Annotated in this window: 16 protein-coding genes; 7 read left to right on the top strand and 9 right to left on the bottom strand. The window is 52.6% G+C overall.

The window, feature by feature from the left end:
• Positions 1-48: 48 nt before the first annotated feature.
• From EDM56_RS07565 to EDM56_RS07550, 4 genes are all read left to right on the top strand, one after another.
• Positions 49-1308 (top strand): O-antigen ligase family protein, encoded by a 1260-nt coding sequence (locus EDM56_RS07565; RefSeq protein WP_122917291.1) that lies wholly within the window; start codon positions 49-51, stop codon positions 1306-1308.
• Positions 1309-1320: 12 nt separating this feature from the next.
• A complete protein-coding gene (locus tag EDM56_RS07560) occupies positions 1321-2964 on the top strand; it encodes a hypothetical protein (protein ID WP_122917290.1) in 1644 nt (547 codons plus the stop codon).
• Positions 2954-3793 (top strand): hypothetical protein, encoded by an 840-nt coding sequence (locus tag EDM56_RS07555; protein ID WP_122917289.1) that lies wholly within the window; start codon positions 2954-2956, stop codon positions 3791-3793. The genes EDM56_RS07560 and EDM56_RS07555 overlap by 11 nt, the downstream gene beginning before the upstream one ends.
• Before the next feature lie 210 nt (positions 3794-4003).
• Positions 4004-5326 carry a hypothetical protein gene (locus EDM56_RS07550; RefSeq protein WP_246009301.1) on the top strand — a complete coding sequence of 441 codons (1323 nt, stop codon included), beginning with the start codon at positions 4004-4006 and terminating at the stop codon, positions 5324-5326.
• 20 nt (positions 5327-5346) lie between these two features.
• On the opposite strand, the gene EDM56_RS07545 is transcribed toward EDM56_RS07550, so the two are convergent.
• A complete protein-coding gene (locus EDM56_RS07545) occupies positions 5347-6744 on the bottom strand; it encodes a glycosyltransferase (protein ID WP_122917288.1) in 1398 nt (465 codons plus the stop codon).
• A 124-nt stretch (positions 6745-6868) separates the two neighbouring features.
• Between EDM56_RS07545 and EDM56_RS07540 the strand changes: the two genes are divergently transcribed.
• Both EDM56_RS07540 and EDM56_RS07535 read left to right on the top strand, forming a co-directional pair.
• The gene (locus EDM56_RS07540) at positions 6869-8023 is read left to right on the top strand and encodes a glycosyltransferase (protein WP_122917287.1); all 1155 of its coding nucleotides are present in this window, start codon (positions 6869-6871) and stop codon (positions 8021-8023) included.
• A gap of 141 nt (positions 8024-8164) precedes the next feature.
• Positions 8165-8992: a M55 family metallopeptidase gene (locus tag EDM56_RS07535; RefSeq protein ID WP_122917286.1), complete on the top strand. Its 828-nt coding sequence runs from the start codon at positions 8165-8167 to the stop codon at positions 8990-8992.
• Between the two features lie 57 nt (positions 8993-9049).
• On the opposite strand, the gene EDM56_RS07530 is transcribed toward EDM56_RS07535, so the two are convergent.
• From EDM56_RS07530 to EDM56_RS07515, 4 genes are all read right to left on the bottom strand, one after another.
• Positions 9050-10348: a nucleotide sugar dehydrogenase gene (locus tag EDM56_RS07530; RefSeq protein ID WP_122917285.1), complete on the bottom strand. Its 1299-nt coding sequence runs from the start codon at positions 10346-10348 to the stop codon at positions 9050-9052.
• 262 nt (positions 10349-10610) lie between these two features.
• A complete protein-coding gene (locus EDM56_RS07525; RefSeq protein ID WP_122917284.1) occupies positions 10611-10916 on the bottom strand; it encodes a 2Fe-2S iron-sulfur cluster-binding protein in 306 nt (101 codons plus the stop codon).
• A 55-nt stretch (positions 10917-10971) separates the two neighbouring features.
• A complete protein-coding gene (locus EDM56_RS07520; protein WP_122917283.1) occupies positions 10972-11382 on the bottom strand; it encodes a DUF350 domain-containing protein in 411 nt (136 codons plus the stop codon).
• Between the two features lie 33 nt (positions 11383-11415).
• Positions 11416-13770 carry an endonuclease MutS2 gene (locus tag EDM56_RS07515; RefSeq protein WP_122917282.1) on the bottom strand — a complete coding sequence of 785 codons (2355 nt, stop codon included), beginning with the start codon at positions 13768-13770 and terminating at the stop codon, positions 11416-11418.
• Between the two features lie 142 nt (positions 13771-13912).
• Here EDM56_RS07515 and EDM56_RS07510 point away from each other — a divergent pair, with 142 nt between their 5' ends.
• Positions 13913-14287: a phage holin family protein gene (locus EDM56_RS07510; RefSeq protein ID WP_122917281.1), complete on the top strand. Its 375-nt coding sequence runs from the start codon at positions 13913-13915 to the stop codon at positions 14285-14287.
• Between the two features lie 54 nt (positions 14288-14341).
• On the opposite strand, the gene EDM56_RS07505 is transcribed toward EDM56_RS07510, so the two are convergent.
• The 4 genes from EDM56_RS07505 to mtnA form a co-directional block, all read right to left on the bottom strand.
• Positions 14342-15343 (bottom strand): ABC transporter permease, encoded by a 1002-nt coding sequence (locus EDM56_RS07505; protein ID WP_122917280.1) that lies wholly within the window; start codon positions 15341-15343, stop codon positions 14342-14344.
• 2 nt (positions 15344-15345) lie between these two features.
• Positions 15346-16866, bottom strand: coding sequence for a sugar ABC transporter ATP-binding protein (locus EDM56_RS07500; protein ID WP_122917279.1), 1521 nt, complete (start codon positions 16864-16866; stop codon positions 15346-15348).
• An 88-nt stretch (positions 16867-16954) separates the two neighbouring features.
• Positions 16955-18055 (bottom strand): sugar ABC transporter substrate-binding protein, encoded by a 1101-nt coding sequence (locus EDM56_RS07495; RefSeq protein WP_122917278.1) that lies wholly within the window; start codon positions 18053-18055, stop codon positions 16955-16957.
• 48 nt (positions 18056-18103) lie between these two features.
• Positions 18104-19150, bottom strand: coding sequence for an S-methyl-5-thioribose-1-phosphate isomerase (gene mtnA / locus EDM56_RS07490; protein WP_122917277.1), 1047 nt, complete (start codon positions 19148-19150; stop codon positions 18104-18106).
• Positions 19151-19160 lie beyond the last annotated feature (10 nt).

Here is a 19160-nt window from a genome sequence, read left to right as displayed (position 1 = left end):
TTCATTATAATGTTTAGGTTGAACTATGTCGCAGGGGGACGAATTTTCATGAAACATGCGATTACCAAGCTGCCGATGGCTTCGGCCAATTGGCTCTATCTATTGCTTTGCTTTCCGATCGTTGACTATGTATTACGCAAATTTGTACCGATCTCGTTCATCTCCTCGTTGTGGGATGAAGGAGTGCTGATTGTGCTCCTGCTCTTTTGCGTCACACCGTTTTTGCGGGGGGCGCGGATCATGCCCGGCATCAAGCATGTGTTTTCTGCTTTTTTTGTGCTTGGTCTTGGCATGACGGTCGCGGACATGTCCAATGTGGATGCGAGCGTCGAAGGCTTTCGGGCCATCTATGAGTATGTGCTCACCTTCTTCATCGGCTTTTATTTGATCGCCTCTGAAGAACAACTAGCAAAATTCATGAAAGTGTTGGGCCTGGTCAGCTTCGTCGTGGCCTTCATCGGCGTGATGCAGGTCGTGCTGGGCGTGCAGACGCCTGAAGCATGGGTGAACGCCGGGGAGAGCACACGGACGCGCGCCTTCTCCATCGTAACCAGCCCGAACGTATTGGGCAGCTTCATGGCGTTCGCTTCACCGCTCGCCATCGGCCTGTTCCTGAACAGCAAGGACAAGAAAGAACGAATCGTCTGGGCGATCGTCAGCCTTACGACCATCGCGGCGCTTTTGTTCACGATGTCGCGCGGCGCCTGGTTCGCATTCGGCTTCGTGGTCTTTGTCGGCTGCTATTTGTGGAAAAAACGTCTGACGCTTTATCTCGCGCTTGCTGCCATCGTGCTTGCTGCCGGGCTTTCCTTTGTGCCGCACATGCCAGTCCTCTCCACTGTGAAGGATCGTGTCGGCACCCTTTTCACCGCGGAATATTTGGAGAAAAGTGAAAGCGACGGGCGGATCGCACGCTGGAAAAACTCGTACTACGAGATGATGAAAGAACCGCTCTTCGGTAAAGGCCTTGGTCATTACGGCGGTGCGGTCGGATCTCGTCATTTCGGCACCATCTATTCGGATAGCTATCTGTTCAAAACGATCGCAGAAACGGGCATTCTCGGCACCGGCCTTCTGCTCACTCTCATGTTTATGGGGCTCCGCTACGCGCTGCGATTCGCGCAGGAGCGGCGAAAATCCCCTCATTACTTCCTCTATGTGGGGATATTCTGCGGCTTGCTAGCTGCAGCCTTGCACAATATGGTTGAAAATATTTTCGAGGTTCCGTTCATGAGCACGTATTTCTGGCTCACAACGGGCTTTCTCGTCGGGCTTCTGGCAGAGAAAACCTTGCAGAAGCAGCGATAGGAGGGGAACGCGATGCGCAACATTTTCCGTTTACAAACATTATTATGGGCGGTTTATGCCGCAATTCTGTTCCTTGTATACCATCTGGTAATCAAGGTGGCGTTCCTAGACGGTTCCTGGATCGCGCTGATCGTTTTTGTCCCTGTACTCATTTTGGGGCTATACTTGATCCGCCCGGAGCATCGCAAAGAGGTCGCTGTCTTTACCATCGGCTTTTTGCTTCTGGACCGCGCTTTTAAGACGCTGGAAACCGATCAGATGAAGCATATCATTCAAGGCGTGATCGGCTCGACGCTGGTCATCGTCATTTTGGCCAAGCTTTACGGTAAACTGCGCTGGAATGCGATCATCGCGCTGCTTTTGATAGCTTTCCTCGGCAACTTTACGTTTAACCGCGACAATTTGGCAGTGCTGAATCACTTCTACGTCAAATGGGAATCGCCTAAGCTCTACCAAGGCGAGTGGGCCGACTTTTTCCCGATCACCCTGTATGACGTAGACCATGACGGCAAAATGGAGATCATCACCTACGGTAACAAGGACGAAGTGCCTCCATTGCCTGAAGAGGAAGAAAAGCCGGAGACACCTGAAGAAAAGCTCGCGCTCGCCGAGAAAATCGTCAAGCTGAAAACCGAGCCGATCAGCATGTACATTTTCACCTACAAAAACGGTGAAATGGTGCGGATTCCGAATGAGCAAGTTTCCGCCCAGGACATGGCTGCCATCAAGGAGCAAATGCCGGTCGACTACCCTGGCTTCCCTTACTATATGATGAAAGGCGATCAGCTTCTGCCGAACGTGCAGCGCCAGCCTTATTCCGAGGGCATGATGCAGGCCGGGACCGCCCCGTACCGCGCGTTCCTCTTGGATATGCTCAATGTGGACAAGATATTCTCCGAGCACAACGGCCAGATGGACAGCCGTTCCACGTTTGGCCACGGGTCTAAGTTCACCAACCTGTCCATCCGCGCTGGCAAGCTGAGCGGGACGTTTAACGGGGTCGCCTTTTCAACCCCGACAACTGCAACCAAGCTGCTCGATACGATGCGGCTGCCCGGCGGTAAGGAAGGCTTGATCCTACTCGGAGAAAACTTGACTGTGATGACGGTCAACCCGGATGGGACGACACAGGATACGTATACCATCCTTCGTAAAGAAATCAACGGTCTGGCAACGAGCGATATCATCGTGGCAGACATCGATCACGACAATGTAGACGAAATGCTGGTTGCCAATACGCCATCCTATGTGCTCAAACCGCTGGCTGACGGTAAGTGGGATGTCTTGTGGGTCAGTGCTGCGAAGGATAAAGCGTTCCGCTTCTCCAACTTCGCCACCGTGGGCAACGATCCCCAACCGGAAATCATCGCCAAGGCGAAAAGCTGGGTCAGCAACTACTATTTGCGCTATCTGGCTGGCTTCCACTATACGCCACAAGGACTTGAGCAAACGTGGAAAATTTATTTGCCGCTGATCAACGTACAGATCGGCGATGTCGACGGCGACAAGCAAAATGAAATCGTCGCATCCATTTACGGCACGCATCAGGTGCTCGTCTTAAAACAGCACAATGTGCCGGTCATGTGGATCGTCATTCTGCTGTTTGCAGCGCTTGTCGGCTACGGCCTGGTAAGGAGGTTCCGTCATGTTTCCTAAAGCAATTCGCCGTGTGGCTCCCGTATGCTTGTCGGTCGCGTTCCTGCTGGGCGGCTGCACCTACCCGTCAGACGTAAAGGAATTGAAAGCAAACACGTCAACAGCTCCCACCGATATCGGAACGCCGGCAGGTCCACTCGCGGTCGAACGTCTGAAAAAGGCAATTGAAAAGGCTGAAACCGATCCGAATGCGCAAAAGTTCTGGTATACAGGATATGTGAAAAACACCATCCTGTCCCGGACGACGACCAGCATGTTCGATGGTATCGTAAGCAAGCCGGAGGGCTATTTGGTCAATGCGCGCATTGCCGCGCAGCCGTATCAATATTACCGCTATCACGATAAAACGTATTTGCGTAACGGCGACTATTGGATTACTGCTCAAGAGCAGCCGCTCTCGTTCGACGTATGGAAGGGTTTTGACGATTGGCTTCCGTTCCTGACCAATGCGGTGCAGTTGCCGAGCGAGAAGATCATGGGTGTGGATACGACGCCCTTCCAGATCAAGATCAGCGGCGCACAGTGGCTGGCGGGCAGCAACAGCGACCTATTTGGCGACTTGAAAAAAGAAATTGCAGATCGTCCTGACATGCAGGAGCTTTTGAAGCAATCGACGATCAAAACCACCATCTGGGTCAGCAACGACGGCAAAACAGACAGCGAAAAAGAAGATTCCGACCTGATTTTCAAATATCAGACGTGGATCATCATCCCGCTCCCAGGTGCAGGATACATGGACCAGGAAGTGAACTACACTTTCTTCAAATACAACGATCCGGGCATCAAGCTCCCCGACATCAGTGAAGTGGAGAAGTATTTGCTTTACTAATGCGGAGCAAACAAACCCGTTCTGCTCATTCATCGAGCCGTCAGAAAATTTCTGGCGGCTCTTTTTCATTGCATTGACAGTTGAGGAAAAACATGCTAACCTAGTCAACAATACAAATGCCGACTATTTTTATCGGTTTTATTCATCCCGTATACTCTGTCGGCGCAACAGCTTGGCCAAGCCAAGTTTTCTAATTGGGGGAGAGAGAACATGACAGCCTTGAACAAGTTTTCCACACAACAAAAACGCCAGACCAACAAGTGGATGAGCACTACGCTCGCTTCCGCGATTCTGCTTTCTTCGCTCGGCATAGGAACGAGTGCATTCGCGCAAACGACCGTTGCGCCTACCGCAGCAGCCACAGTGGCACCAGCAGCAGTTGAAAACTACGCCGCTTACCTGAAAGAAAATTATGACATCCAATTTTCCGCTTCCATCACAAAAGCGAGCTACATCGACGCTTTGGCGAAAGCACTGAAAATTGAAAAAACCGCTATTTCGTCCGATACGAAAGCAAACAGCGCTTTGACTGCTGCTGATGCTGTTTCGCTGGCCGTGCGCGCAGCTGGTTTGAAAGAACTTGCTTATTCCTACCCGCAAGAAAAAGTAGCGAAAGCGTTGGCAAAAGCAAACGTAAACGGACAAGCCCTGGCACCTACCGCCGCACAGGAGCTCGCTGCAGCGATCGACACGAACCTCGTCCCTGCTTCCTACTACGGTTTGCTGACTGATAAAAAGCCTGCCACCGCTGATTTGGCAAGCACGCTGATCGGCAAGGCGCTTTCCTTTACCGGCGCGTACAAGCATTATTTGGGCTATGTGAGCGACAGCGACATCTACGGCAAAGTGTATCAAGCATGGACTGCGTCCAGCCTGATCGATGCTCCGGAATTGCGCAAAGTTGTCGACGAGGCCGTTAAGCAAAGCCTCGTAACCGGCTACAACCTGAAAGACAACCGCTTCAACGCCAACTTTGATCCGGCGCTTTCCTTGACCTATGGACACAGCGACATTACGCATGCCATCCAATTGATCGGTCTGCTGAAAAGCGAGGGTTTGGACGCTAAGGTGCAGTTCGAGCCAAAAACATCGGCATTCCTCTATCTAAAAGAATGGGGCGAGCCTGTCCAAACCCCAGATTATAAAGTGGTACAGATCGAAAACGGCAACTACATCGCATACTCAAAAGAGTATGATCTCAGCTTTGAATTCAACAATACAGCAGATAAGGAAGCTTTCGACGCAGTGATCAACAAGTTCGCGAAGAAAAATGAAGAAAATCCAAAAGGCCTGATTTACGCTTCCTGGTGGCAGCCACTGTACTTCTCCAAAACCGAGCTGAAGGGCTACCAAACCATTACCAACAACTTGATTTCAAAAGGTCAGTATACTGCACATCCGTTTTCTCTCAATGAAAAATCCGCCGACGTTGTTGCTGGCTTCAAAAAGCTCGACCCATCCATCGTGATTACGCCATACCAATTCTGGGTTGACCAGCCATTTTTCAATTATTTGCACGGCGAGTCGAAATAAGGCAAAGAAAAAAGGAACCCTCAAACATGCGAGGGTTCCTTTCTTTGTTCCATGGCAAGCAGCTTGTCTAGCTCAAGGGCAAGCTGCTCCGCCTGATACCGCCGCTCATAGGGCTTCACACGCTCGTAGAAGCTTGCATCGTCGCGGGTGGCTCCTTCTACCTCGCCTGCGGATTGCTGCGCTCTCTGCGCCTTCCACGCTTGATACAGAGCGAGATACGCTTGCTTGATCTGGTCTTTGTCCGTCGGGTCGCACACTTCCCCCAGCTGGAACTGCTGGATGATCTCAGTCGCCTCTCCCGCCATGTTCAGCGCCAATATCGGCTTGCCGATTCCCATGTATTCATAGAGCTTGCCTGGGATGTAAGCCCCGGCATCTGCCGATACGTCTCCGACCAGCAAAAGGGCATCTCCGCCCTTCATCAGCCCAAGCGCCTGTTTGTGCGGCAAATTGCCCAGCAAGCGCACCTGTTCACCGAGCTGCAGCCTTTCGACACAATCCCGGTTTTCCGTGTAGCCTGGATAATCGAACACACCTGCAAAGCTGAACAGGATGTCAGACTGTTCCACACGCCCCTCATCGATCAATTCGCGCACAGCTTCGAGCAGCAAGCGCGGATTGCGCTTTTGGTACAGAATGCCCGCATAGACAGCGTGGAATCGGTCCGGCACCTCGAATTGCGGCTGCAAGTCGGCGAAATCGGCGCGGTCGAAGCCGTTGTAAATCAGCTTCATCGCCTTGATCGTGTCTCCGTACTTCTCGCGGAACATCTCTACGAACGTCGCCGTTACCGTTGTGACAACATCGGCTCTCGCCATGACGCCGCGCTCCAGCCGCTCCTCCAGCGCTTCCCGCCACTCGATGCCTGTCTGATGCATGTTCTGCGTCCATGGGTCACGGAAGTCCGCGATCCATTTGCAGCCGAACTCATCTGCAAGCTTTTTGGCCACCAGATGGTTGGTCGCTGGACCGGAGGTGGAAAAAATCGCGTCGAATTTCTCCCGCTTCATCAATTCCTGCCCTGTTTTTACTGCCTGTGGATACCAAAGGATTTGATCGTCTGGTATCATTAAGTAAGGCCTCACTTTTTTCAAAAAAGCAATGATCGTTTTTTTCAAGCGTACCTTTGCGGAAGGAGCAGGATTCGCTCCTTGAGACTGCGCAGCTGGCGTTGGCGCGGCTGCCCCTCCTCTGGCGAAAACCTTCCATTCCTTGGCACGTACAATCTGCACAGAAGGCGGAACCTCCTGCAAAAGACTATGATCAAGCGTTGCATGGTAGCCGGGCTCCACGGTCAAAACCGTCACATCCCAGCCAAAATCGCCCAAATACTTCGCCATCTTCAACGGGCGCGGAACTCCTCCGCCGCCGATCGGCGGGAACCCATAGCAAACCATCAGCAACCGTTTCTTTGTCATTGGACTAACCTTCCCTGTGCAAAAATTTCACTGATAACCATACCATATCTTGCGTGTTATTGCGAATGTAATCACCATCTGCTATATTGGAAATGGTCTGTTTGGAAAGGTTCGGGTGGATTCGATGAATAGCAAATTACGTATCCTCCACGTCATCGGGGGAGGAGAGTTTGGTGGCGCTGAACAGCATATACTCAACCTGATTCAAGCCTTTCCGGAAGAAGAGGCGCAGGTTGCTGTTGTCTGCTTCTATGATTCCGTGTTCGCTTCCCGGCTGCGGGAGGCCAATATCGAGGTCATTCCTTTACATCAATTCGGCCGTTTTGACTTGCGCCTTTTGCAAGGCATCAAGGAAGCGGTCCATACATATCAACCGGATATCATCCATACGCACGGGATCAAAGCCAACTTTTTTACCCGGCTGGCCGTCAAGCATTCGGTTCCCGTCCTCGTCACGACCGTACATAGCAACCTTCGCTACGATTATCACAGCAAGCTTGCCTATTTTGCCGTATCGTGGATGGAACGGCTCACCCGTCATTACAATAAGCATTACATCGCGATCAGCGGAGCCATCGGCGAGCTGCTGCGTCAAGATCGCGTCGCACCTGATGCAATCAGCCTGATTTTCAACGGGATCGATCTCTCCCCGTTTCGCCAAACACAGCTGAAGGAATCCGATCGCAAGCGTTTGCTTCAGGAATGGAACTTACCGCAGGACGCTTTCATTTTCGGTACGATGGCGCGGTTTGTGCCGGTGAAAGGCTTGCATTTGATCCTGGAAGCATTTGCGCAGTTGATCGCCGCTGAAAAAGGAGCGATCCCTTATCGGCTTGTGCTTGTCGGCGATGGACCGGAACGGACGCGGCTGGAGGATTTGACTGCGAAGCTGAATTTGACTGAGTACGTGCGTTTTCCCGGCTTCCGTCAGGACATTCCTGTTGTCTTGCACGCATTCGATACGTTCGTGCACTCTTCCTTGTATGAAGGCATGGGCTACACCATCATCGAAGCGATGGCAGCGGAAGTGCCTGTGATTGCCACAAGCGTAGGCGGCGTGAAAGAACTCGTATTCCAGGATCAAAACGGCTTGCTGATCCCCCCTAACTCCGTTACAGAGCTGGTGCGGGCGATGGAAAGGCTGGCAGCTGACCCAGCATTGCGCGCACGGTTCGCGGACGCAGCTCTAGCCAAGGTGGAGGAAACGTTCACAATCGGCCAGATGGCTCGGCAGACGCTGGAGCTGTACCGTAAATTGTTGGCCGATGCTGCACGATAAAAACAGAAGTACCTGTCACCGGTACCTCTGTTTTTTTATTTGTCTGTCTCCACTGGCAAAAAAAGCAAACGATTTACTTGCACAAACCGTCGAGATAAGAGAAGATTAATTCGAAATATTTTTGAAAGGTTGTGTCATAGCATGAAACTCTTTATCTCGATCGACATGGAAGGGATTTCAGGCATTATCGATGTTACATATTGTGATCCCGATCAAGGCATCAACTACGATCGCGGCCGTCAATTCATGACCGCAGATGCTAACGCTGCGATTGAAGGCGCACTGGAAGCGGGCGTAACCGACATTCTTGTGGCTGACAGCCATGACAACATGCGCAACGTCCTGATCGAAAACCTGCACCCACAAGCCAAGCTGCTCTCTGGAACGAGCCGCGATTACTCCATGATGCATGGACTGGACAGCTCCTATGACGCCGCCATCTTCCTGGGCTACCATTCCCGCCACGGCGCTCCTGGCGTCCTCAGCCACACAATGTCTGGCGTCATCAAAAACCTGTATGTGAACGGACAAGTCGTTGGCGAGTTCGGTTTTAACGCAATTTATGCTGGCCTGCTGGGCGTTCCTGTCGTCATGGTTTCTGGTGATGACCAAATTGCGGAAGAAGCGAAAAGCTTGATTCCTGGCATCAGCACCGCGATCGTCAAAACCGCCGCTTCCCGCACAGCAGCCATCTGTTTGCCATTGTCTGCCGCCCAAGCGGAAATCAAATCAAAAACCATCGAGGCGCTCGCTCGCATCAAAGAGATTCAACCGCTCACAACCGAAACGCCGCTGGAGCTGAAAATCGAATTCTCCCATGCCGGACAAGCCGAGATGGCCGCACTGATCCCAGGCTCGGAATACAAGCTCGGTACAACCGAGGTATCTGTCGTGTGCCAAGATCAGCATGAAATGTACAAAGTAATGCGCGCGATGCTGAACCTCGCTGGTGTCGCGAAGTTTTGGTAACGAGAAGAAAAAGAAAAAAACCTTGCCGCGGCAAGGTTTTTTTCTTTGATCATATACTCAAATGCGCAGTACGTTTACCGTCGCATCCAGCTCGCGCGGAATGTGGTTTTTCAAATCGAACAGGATCGGCGATTTGCCCATCAGGCTGACAACATGCGCCCAATCCAGATCGGCGAACTCTTTTTGGATTGCGGCCAAAATGACAGCGTCAGCGCCACGAACCGCTTCCTCGAGCGTCGCTACCTTGTGCTCACGGACAGTTGGGACGGCCGGATCGTAGGACACGACATCGGCATGCTGCGCTTTTAGGCTGTCGATGATGTCGTGAACCGGGCTCACGCGGTCATCGTTGGAGAAGTCTTTCATCGCGATCCCCAGCACGGCGACACGGCTGTTGGCCAAAGTCTTGCCCGACTCGACGAGCGCCTTTTCCAGGATACCGACCAGCGTTGCTGGCACAGCGTCATTCGTCTTACGTGCCGTTGCCAAAAGCGGCAAAGCCACGCCAAGCTCTTTTGCCTTAGGCATAAGGTAATGCAGCGCATTCGGCAAGCAGAAGCCGCCTACGCCTGGTCCCGGAGTCAACAGGTTGACGCGCGTATGCGTATTAGCCACTTTGATCAATTCAAAGGTATCGATGCCAAAGGCTTCGGAAAAGCGGGCAAACTCTTGCACCATAGCAATATTGACATCCCTCTGAATATTCTCGATGACTTTGGCTGTTTCAATTACACGAATGTCGGAAACGGTGATTTCGGTGTCGTTGATAAAGGAAAGCAACTCTTTTCCTTTTTCCACGCTCGCTTCGTTGATCCCGCCCAAGACGAGCGGCATATGCATGAACTCTTCGAAGGCACGCCCTTCAGCGATGCGCTCGGAGCAATAGGTCAAATAGAAATCCACGCCTGCGACAAGTCCGGTCACCTCTTCGAGGATCGGTTGGATCACTTCCTGAGTTGTACCCGGCACGACAGTACTGCGAATCATCACGGTATCGCCTTTTTTCAGGACAGCACCTAATGTTTGCGCAGCGCTTTTCAATTGGCTGAGATCGGGATCACCGTTGTGAACCGGCAAGCCTGCGGTAACAATATAATTCGAAACCGCTTGCGCTGCATCTTCATAGGAGGTGGTGGCGCGGAAACGTCCAGCAGCCAGCTGCTCCTTTAAGATATCTGCAAGCGTTTTGCCTTGGTAATGCTCCAAATGGTGCGAATGACCGCTGTTGATCTCATCGACCACGTGCGGCAGCACATCCAGCCCAATGACGCTTGCTCCTTTCATCGCATATGTCAAAGCGAGCGGCAGCCCGACGAAACCAAGCCCCACAACCGCGACACGGACAGAACTGGTCATGTTCAAATCTCCTCTTTCACTCGTGAGCGTCTGACGCTCATGGTAATAATTGCATAAGAAGTGAGCCAAATGCGCCGCTTGGTACCGGCACATTGGGAACCTTCGGGAGATAATACAGGTAATACACAACGCCTGATGCGATAAACAGCAGGCAGAATACGATGAGCACCTTGTATAGCACTTCCAAGGTGAGTTCACCTCGCTATTCTAGCTTTCGCTTTCCTCTTGCAAGTCCTCATTATACTTCGTTGTGGGAAAAGCATCAATAAGACAGCTCCAAATCGACCTGCATCGGCCCTTCCACGAACACACGGCACGCAAGCCGAATGCCTTGGGCAATTGCCTGCTCGCCCAGGCGGTAACGCTCCGTGTCGCATGGCAGTGCAGCGGATCCCGCAGGTATCTCCATCCGTAGGCGACAGGTCGTGCATTTGCCAGTCGTGCAATGGTACGCCACCGGTAAGCCCGCATCGACCATGGCCATCAGCAAATTCTCTCCGCGCCGAACAAGGATTTCCTCCGTTGTACCGGCGTGTTTCACCTTCACCGGAATTTGTTCTGCTCCCATATGCAGCCTCCCTTTATCAGGATAACTGCATAACGCAGTTACCTGGATAACATCGTCATCTTGACAATGCGGCCCCGATTATATAAGAAAACCCGATGGAAAAGATCATCGCAATAAAGCCGATCGCCCGGTTGTCGCGCTCGATCTCCCCATCGACATGGATGCTCGGTGTCAAAAATTCAAACACAAAATAACTGAACAGCAAGAGCACAAAGCCAAACGAGCCCCAGGCCAACGCCTGTCCCATACTGTCATTATGCTGTATCGAAAAGCGAAAAATGTTGGCCACGCCAAAAATTTTCCCGCCGGTGGCCATCGCGACCGCCAAATTTCCCCGTTTCAATTCGTTCCACACGCGGTACTTGGTGACCATTTCGAAAATGCTCAGAAACAGGATCATGGCCAAACCGGTCAGGGCAAAATAGGCGACAGTGGCGAAATAAGGATTGTGCAGTAATCCAGCCATTGTATCCTCTCCTTATAGTGGCGTTTCGCCCCCTTATTTGACTTCAACAATGGTTGCGCCGACCCCGCCCTCGCCTTGGCCGCCCAAGCGGAACGATTTGACATGGCGGTGGTTGCGCAGGTAGTCGTGAACCCCTTTGCGCAAAACGCCGGTGCCGTGACCGTGGATGATCGATACGGAATGAAGGCCTGCAAGCAGCACCTCGTCGAGATATTGATCGATTTCCCGGATGCCATCCTCGACATTGTAGCCGCGCAGATCAAGCTCCATCTTCACGCGGTCACGCGACGCTTTGACGGCTGTGTATTGCGCGTGGGGCTGCTCCTGCTTTGACGGCTTGATGACCTGCATGTCATCGCTCTTAACCTTCATTTTCATAATACCGATCTGCACGAGGAATTCCTTATCCGTCACTTTTTCCAACACAACGCCTTTTTGCCCGAAGCTCGTCACCAGCACTTCATCGCCCACCTTCACCAGCGTGGCGCGAACGGCCTTCGGCTTCTTCACCTTTTCTTTTTCCAGCTCCAAAACGGCGTTGTTCAAACGCTGCTTGGCGTCGATCAGCAGATGCTCCTTGACCTCCACGCCTTCTTTACGCATTTTCCGTAGCTCGCGAATCACCTGATCCGCTTCCTCGCGGGCCAGCTGTACAGCGATGCGCGCTTCTTCCTCCGCCTGCTCTAAGAGACGGTTTTTCTCCTCAGCAAAGGCGTTTCGTTCCGCTTCCAGCTGCTTGCGCATATCCTCGACATCGCGGCGCAGCTTTTCGGCGGTTTGTCGTTCATGTTCAGCCGATTTTTTGTTGCGTTCCAGCGAGGCGATCATCGTCTCGACCTGGTTCTCTTCCTCGCTAATGGAGCCTCGTGCGATGTCGATGATCTCTTGCGACAAACCGAGGCGTCGCGCGATGGCAAATGCGTTGGAACGGCCCGGTACACCGATCAGCAGCCGGTAGGTCGGACGCAGCGTCTGTACATCAAATTCCACACTCGCGTTGATGACGTCAGGACGATCGTAGGCATACGCTTTTAGCTCGCTGTAGTGCGTAGTCGCAATCAGGCTTGCGCCTTTTTGCAGCACATGGTCGATGATCGCCATCGCGAGCGCCGCCCCTTCGGTTGGATCGGTTCCTGCGCCCAGCTCATCAAACAGCACGAGACTTCGCTCATCCATCCTTTGGAGAATCCCGATGATGTTGGTCAAGTGACTAGAAAACGTGGACAAACTTTGCTCAATCGATTGCTCGTCGCCGATGTCGGCAAAGACGGAGGAGAACATGCTCATCTCGCTGCCCTCTTCGACCGGAATCTGTAAACCGGCCATTACCATCAAGGCGAACAAGCCTGTCGTCTTGATCGAAACGGTTTTCCCGCCCGTATTGGGACCAGTGACGATAATCGCTTTGTACTCATTGCCCAGCTCGATATCGATGGGCACCACCACGTCTTTTGAAATCAGTGGATGCCGTGCTTTTTTCAGGCGGATGTAGCCATGATCGTTCAGTGCAGGGGCAGTTGCTTTCATTGAGTGAGCAAGCTGCGCTTTGGCAAAAATAAAATCGAGTTCTGCAAGCGCATCGGTGTTTTCTTTCAATTCTTCGATGTGCTCGCCTGTTTTGACCGTTAGTTCATATAGAATGCGCTCGATCTCCCGCTCTTCCTTGAGACGCACTTCCCGGAGCTTATTGTTCATCTGCATCGTCACTTCCGGCTCGATGAAGAGCGTTGCGCCCGATGCGGACTGGTCGTGCACGATTCCGCCAAATACGTTGCGGTATTCCTGCTTCACTGGGATAACAAACCGATCGCCACGGATCGTCACGATGTTTTCCATCAGCATCTTCTGATAGCTGGCCGAACGAGTCAGCTGATCCAGCTTTTCGCGGATACGTGCTTCAAGCGAACGGATTTCCTGACGCAGCTGACGCAATTCCACGCTTGCGCTGTCCATCACCTCGCCATTTTCATCAATGCAGCTTTTGATGACTTGCTCGAGCTCGCGTAGCCCTTCGATACGTTCTGCAGTCATCTGGATGATCGGCAATGGTTCTTCATCGCAAAGATCAAGCAAAAAAGTTTTCAGCCGTCTGCCGGAAAAAATCGTGCTCGCAATGTCCAATAGCTCCATCGGCGCGAGCATGGAGCCGAGACGGGCGCGCTCGAGCGGACTGCGGATATCACGGATGCCGCCGAGCGGTATGCTGCCCTTCAACCGGAGCACCGTCGCTCCTTCCACCGTAGCTGCCTGTGCTGTTTTGACTTCATCTATGGTTGCAAAGGGAATGAGTTGTTTCGCCTTTTCCTTGCCTAATGTTGATGTCGCCTTTTCTTCAAGCATGGCGATCACTTTATAATATTCCAAGGTTTTAAAAACCCGTTGCTCCACTCCACTTGCCTCCTTTAGCCTTCGTCCCCCCATTATAGCACGTAACAGCAAGCCCAATCCAAATATTAGCCCGTATAACAGCTCGGCGTTTTACACAAAATGAAATCGAAACTCTTAAAGATTTAGTTGAGGAGGAAACAAGATGACCATCCTGCGTCACGTCATCCGTTTCATCGTTGCAGCCATCGTGTTAATGATCGTTGGCTTTCTCGTCCCTGGTTTTACAGTTAGCAGCTTCTGGACAGCGCTGTTTGCAGCAATCGTCATCGCTGCGATCGGCTGGGTCATCGAGGCGATGTTCGGCGATCGGGTTTCTCCTTTCAGCCGTGGAATCGTTGGCTTTATCGTCAGCGCCATCGTGATCTATGTTACCCAGTTCATCGTTTCCGGCTTCCATGTGACGGTGTTAGGCGCACTCCTCGCTTCGCTGGTGATCGGAATCGTTGACTTGTTCATCCCGATCAAAAACCATATGGACTTGCGCAACGGTGATGCGGGCAACCGCCAAAACACCTAGCCCATACGAAGAGAAAAAACGGCCTTCATTTGGCCGTTTTTTTCTTTTTCTTGATTAATTTTTGCGGTAATACGTCGACGCCAAGGCGAGAGCCAATACCGCACCCTTGACGATATTGAGCGAGTAATACGGCACCGACATCATGACCAGACCGTTTTCCAGCACCCCGACGAGAACGGCGCCGACAAATGTTCCGATTGCATTGGGCCGGCCCAATCCACCGAAAGAGAAGCCGATGAACGCAGCCGCAACGGCTGGCATCAAGTACCCAGCTCCCGCATTAATTTGGGCGGAACCGATTCGCGAGGCAAGGATCACGCCGCCGAGGGCAACCAGAAACGTAGACAGAAAATACGCAATCGCCCGGTAGCGGTCAACCGGAATCCCGGAGAGTCGGGCTGCCTCCTGGTTGCCGCCGACGATATACATATAGCGACCGTGCTTCGTGTAGTTGAGGAAAATATGCGCGAGCACGACGACGACCAGCATGATGATAATGATGTAAGGCGCTTGTCCGAGCAGCTTGAAAACTTCTGTGAGCTTTCCTTCTGTCGGCGTCCCATCGAGCCGCGGCATCCCTTCGGAAATCGATCCGCCGCCCGTATACGTCATCGCCACGCCTTCGAAAATAAACATAGTGGAGAGCGTCGCCAACATGTCTGGAATCTTCACCTTGACGATTAGAAACGCGTTGACCGCCGCTACGACGAGCGTTACGGAAAGTGCAACCGCAATGGAAGCGAAGGTGGACATACTGTACCAGACGTACATGGACACGACAAGCGAGTTGGAAAACGTCGCCGCCGACCCTACGGACAAGTCAAACCCGTTTACTGTCAAGGAGACCGTCAGGCCAATGGCGATGACCGTCACGATCGAGATGCTGCGCAGGATCGTTAAAATATTGGATGACTCAATAAATTGCGGCATCATGGCCGTGAAAAAGATGACCAAGAGCAGAATCGCCATCACCGTTCCCCACTTGTTGGTGAACGCAAGCAGCGATGCATGCCATACCTTTTCGCGACCTTTTGCAGGCTCTGTTTTTGCAAGCATCTTCAATTCCCTCCTGTAGAGTAATACAGAATTTCTTCCTCGGTTGTTTCGGAGGTGAGAAGCTCCTTCACGACGGCGCCGTCATACATCACATAAATCCGATCGGTGATGGCCAAAATCTCCGACAGCTCGCTAGTTGCATAAATGCTGCCTTTGCCTATTTCCGCAAGCTTTGCGATCAGATTGAAAATATCGCGCTTCGCCCCGACATCAACGCCTTTTGTCGGTTCATCGAACATGTATACATCCGCATCGGCCAAAAGCCATTTGCCGACCGCAACCTTTTGCTGGTTTCCCCCCGACAAGAGCGCTACCTTTTGATTTTCGTGCGGCGTCTTGATTCCGAGGTCACCGATCATTTTTAGCGCAGCGGCTCGCTCCTCGCGCGGCTTTACAAAACCGAATGCACTGCTGAATGCGCCGAGGCTCGCTGCAGACAGGTTGCTCACGACCGACTCATCGACCAGCACGCCTTCCTTGCGCCGCTCTTCCGGTACGAGTGCTAGCCCTTGCTTCACCGCAGCGTGCGGCGTTTTGTTTTGCAGCTTCTTCTCTTTGAGCTTGATCTCGCCCGACTGCGCAGCATGCGCGCCGAAAATGGTTTTGCACAGCTCGGTTTTGCCTGCTCCGACGAGTCCAGCAATGCCAACGATCTCACCGGCCCGCACATGCAGGCTGACGTTGCGCACCATGCCTTTGCGGTCGTACAGATGACTGACTGTTAGCAGCGGTTCGCCGATAGCCGTTTGCTTTTTCACATAGGTCTCGTCCATTTTTCGGCCCAGCATCCACTCCACTACCTGCTTTGTGGTCAGCTCCGCGATCGGGTTGCGCGTGACCACCTGACCATCGCGCATGATGGTGATCTCCTCGCAAATTTCGAACAGCTCCGGCAGGCGATGGGAAATGAAGATGATGCCGACATTTTGGTGGTTGGCGAGCTCGCGCACGACGCGGAACAGCTCATCCGTCTCTTTATGGCTGAGCGGTGCAGTCGGCTCATCCAAGATCAGAAAACGGCGCTCCTCCGCGATGGCGCGCGCGATGAGCACCATTTGCTTTTGTGCCAGCGTCAAGTCCTGGACGCGCTTGCGTGTATCCAGCTGGATGCCGAGACGCTCCAGAACCTTCCGAGCCGAATCGTGAATGTGCTTCCAATTGATGAACACCTTGCCCTTCATCCGGTTCACCATCACGTCGAGCATGATGTTTTCCGCCACGTCGAGATACGGGATCAGCGCCGTATCGACTTCCTGGTACACGATATCGATTCCCAATTCCTTCGCGTCGCGCGGCGTACGAATCGTCACCTGATTTCCATTCAGATGAATGGAACCGGTGTAATGGGAATAGGCCCCCGAGAGCACCTTCATCAAGGTGGATTTACCAGCTCCATTGGCGCCGATCAGCGCATGAATCCGTCCAGACTCGACCTGAAAATCCACATCGGACAGTGCCTTTACCCCTGGAAATTCAATTGAGATTCCCTTCATATCTAACGTCGTTCGCTCTTGTTGCGCCATGCCTTTTCACCCCATCTGCACCCAAAAATAAAGCGAGGAAAACCGGGCGGTAAAGCGCAGCCGCTCCGGTTCCTCTACCCGGCCGATTTTATTTCTTCGCAAAATTGGTCCGCAGCGTTTGCATCCATGATTCATTGAAGACATCGGATGTACCCCAGCCCTCGATCACATCTTTCAGCGTCGTCATGTTCGTTTCTGGTTTCAATTGGTCTTTTTTGATCAGTCGCGCTTCCAGGTCAAAGGTGGCAGGTGTCTCTTCACCTGCTAATTTTTTCGCTAGTAGACGCATGTCGACGAGACCGATCAGTTTCGGATCGACGGCCGCTGTGGAAATCCAGACGCTTCCGTCTTCTCGCATCAGATTAATATCTTGGTTAGAGACGTCGATGGAGACAAGCTTGATGTCAGTCCGATTGTTGTCCTTAAGCGCCTTGAATGCCCCTTTGGACATTTCATCCCATGAGCCCCAGATCGCATCGACTGTTCCGGCAGGATACTTGGCCAAAATCGCGCTTACTTTTGCCGCAATGTCCCCTTGGATGTCTTGCATATTCGTTGGCCCAATGACTTCAAGCGTCTTGATTTTGTTGTTTTTCTCGAAATCAGCATAAATTTCCTGACGGCGGTCGAGCGGCGGCACCCCTGGGCCGAACCACAGCTTGATCACACGGACCGGCTGCCCGTCCTTGGACAGAGCGGCGACTTCATTTAGCGACAGCTCTGCCAGCTTGTGGTCGTCCTGCGCCGTCGTTGTGATCTCCGGTAAGTTTTTGCCATCCTTTTCGATGACCGTATCGAATGTGACAACCTTCATCTTTTTATCGATTGCCGGCTTCAGCATGTCATAGGAGTAATCTTTTTTTCCGTGGGAAATGATCAGTCCGTCGTAATCTTTCTGGATCGCTTGGGCGACCAGCTCTTGGAACTTGGCGTCGTCGTTGTCCGCGATGAACGTGTCGACCTTGAAGCCGAACGACTCCCCTTCGCTTCGCGCACCATCCAAAAACTGCTTGGTATGGTCATCGGAAGGCAGGTTGCGGATGACCGCCACTTTCTTGCCTCCCTGCACCCCGTCCGGCACGCCGCTGATTTTTTCCGCAGGAGCACCGCTGTTGGCTGTCTGTGAGTTACCGCCGCATGCCGTCAGCACAAATGCTGCCGACAGTACGGTCAAAAGGACTTTTTTCATTTGTTGAAACCCCCTCTATATTTTGGACTCATTGAAACCGCGGTGCGTCTACTCATTATTCATAAGATTGTGAATGGATTCGGCAAAAGGAGCCCGAATGATGCCTTTTTCCGTGATGATACCAGTGATGTATTCATGCGGTGTCACATCGAACGCCGGATTGTAAACCTTGACCCCTTCCGGAGCGGTACGGGTGCCAAAGCCGATCGTGATTTCCGACTCATCGCGCTCTTCGATTGGGATGGCGCTGCCGTCCGGTGTCATGATGTCGATGGTGGATAGCGGGGCTGCCACATAGAATGGGATGTTGTGCGCTTTCGCCAAAAGTGCTACGCCGTATGTGCCGATTTTGTTCGCGGTATCCCCATTGGCCGCGATCCGGTCAGCCCCGACGATCACACCGTCGACCCAGCCGTTTTTCATGACCATCGCCGCCATGTTATCGCATATGAGCGTCACATCGATGCCTGCTTCCTGCAGCTCGTAGGCCGTCAGCCTTGCGCCCTGCAAAACCGGACGCGTCTCATCAGCATACACCTTCACATGAACCCCTTTTTCAGCCGCGATGTAAATCGGCGATAGCGCAGTGCCATAGCGGCCTGTAGCGAGTCCACCCGCATTGCAGTGTGTGAGGATGCCCATCCCATCCTGCAAAAGCTCTGCACCATATTCGCCGATTGCCCTGCAAGCCGCCTCGTCAGAGTCTTGGATGCGCTTGGCCTCGTCCAATAAAACCGCTTTCAGCTCTGAGATCGGCAGATGCTTTTCTTCCTGCGCCTTCTGCTCCATGCGGCGCAGTGCCCACCCCAAGTTCACCGCTGTCGGTCGGGATGCGTTCAAATAATCGGATTGTTCGCGCATTTCAGCCCAAAACCCATCGAATGTTTCTTGCGCAGAGTGGCGAATCCCCAAGTACAGACCGTATGCCGCAGCCATGCCGATCGCCGGCGCACCGCGAACCGTCAAATCTTTGATCGCATGCCACGCCGCTTCCGCTGTCTCTAGTCTGACATATTCCTGTTTGGTTGGAAGCAAGCGCTGATCCAATAGCACCAATGCATCTTCTTCCCATTTTACCGATTGTAAATACGTCACTTATAAATCC

The organism is Brevibacillus fluminis (assembly GCF_003710825.1).
Taxonomy (GTDB): Bacteria; Bacillota; Bacilli; order Brevibacillales; family Brevibacillaceae; genus Brevibacillus_D; species Brevibacillus_D fluminis.
The sequence above is the reverse complement of the archived record's forward strand: the minus strand, read 5'-3'. Positions and strand labels throughout refer to the sequence as shown.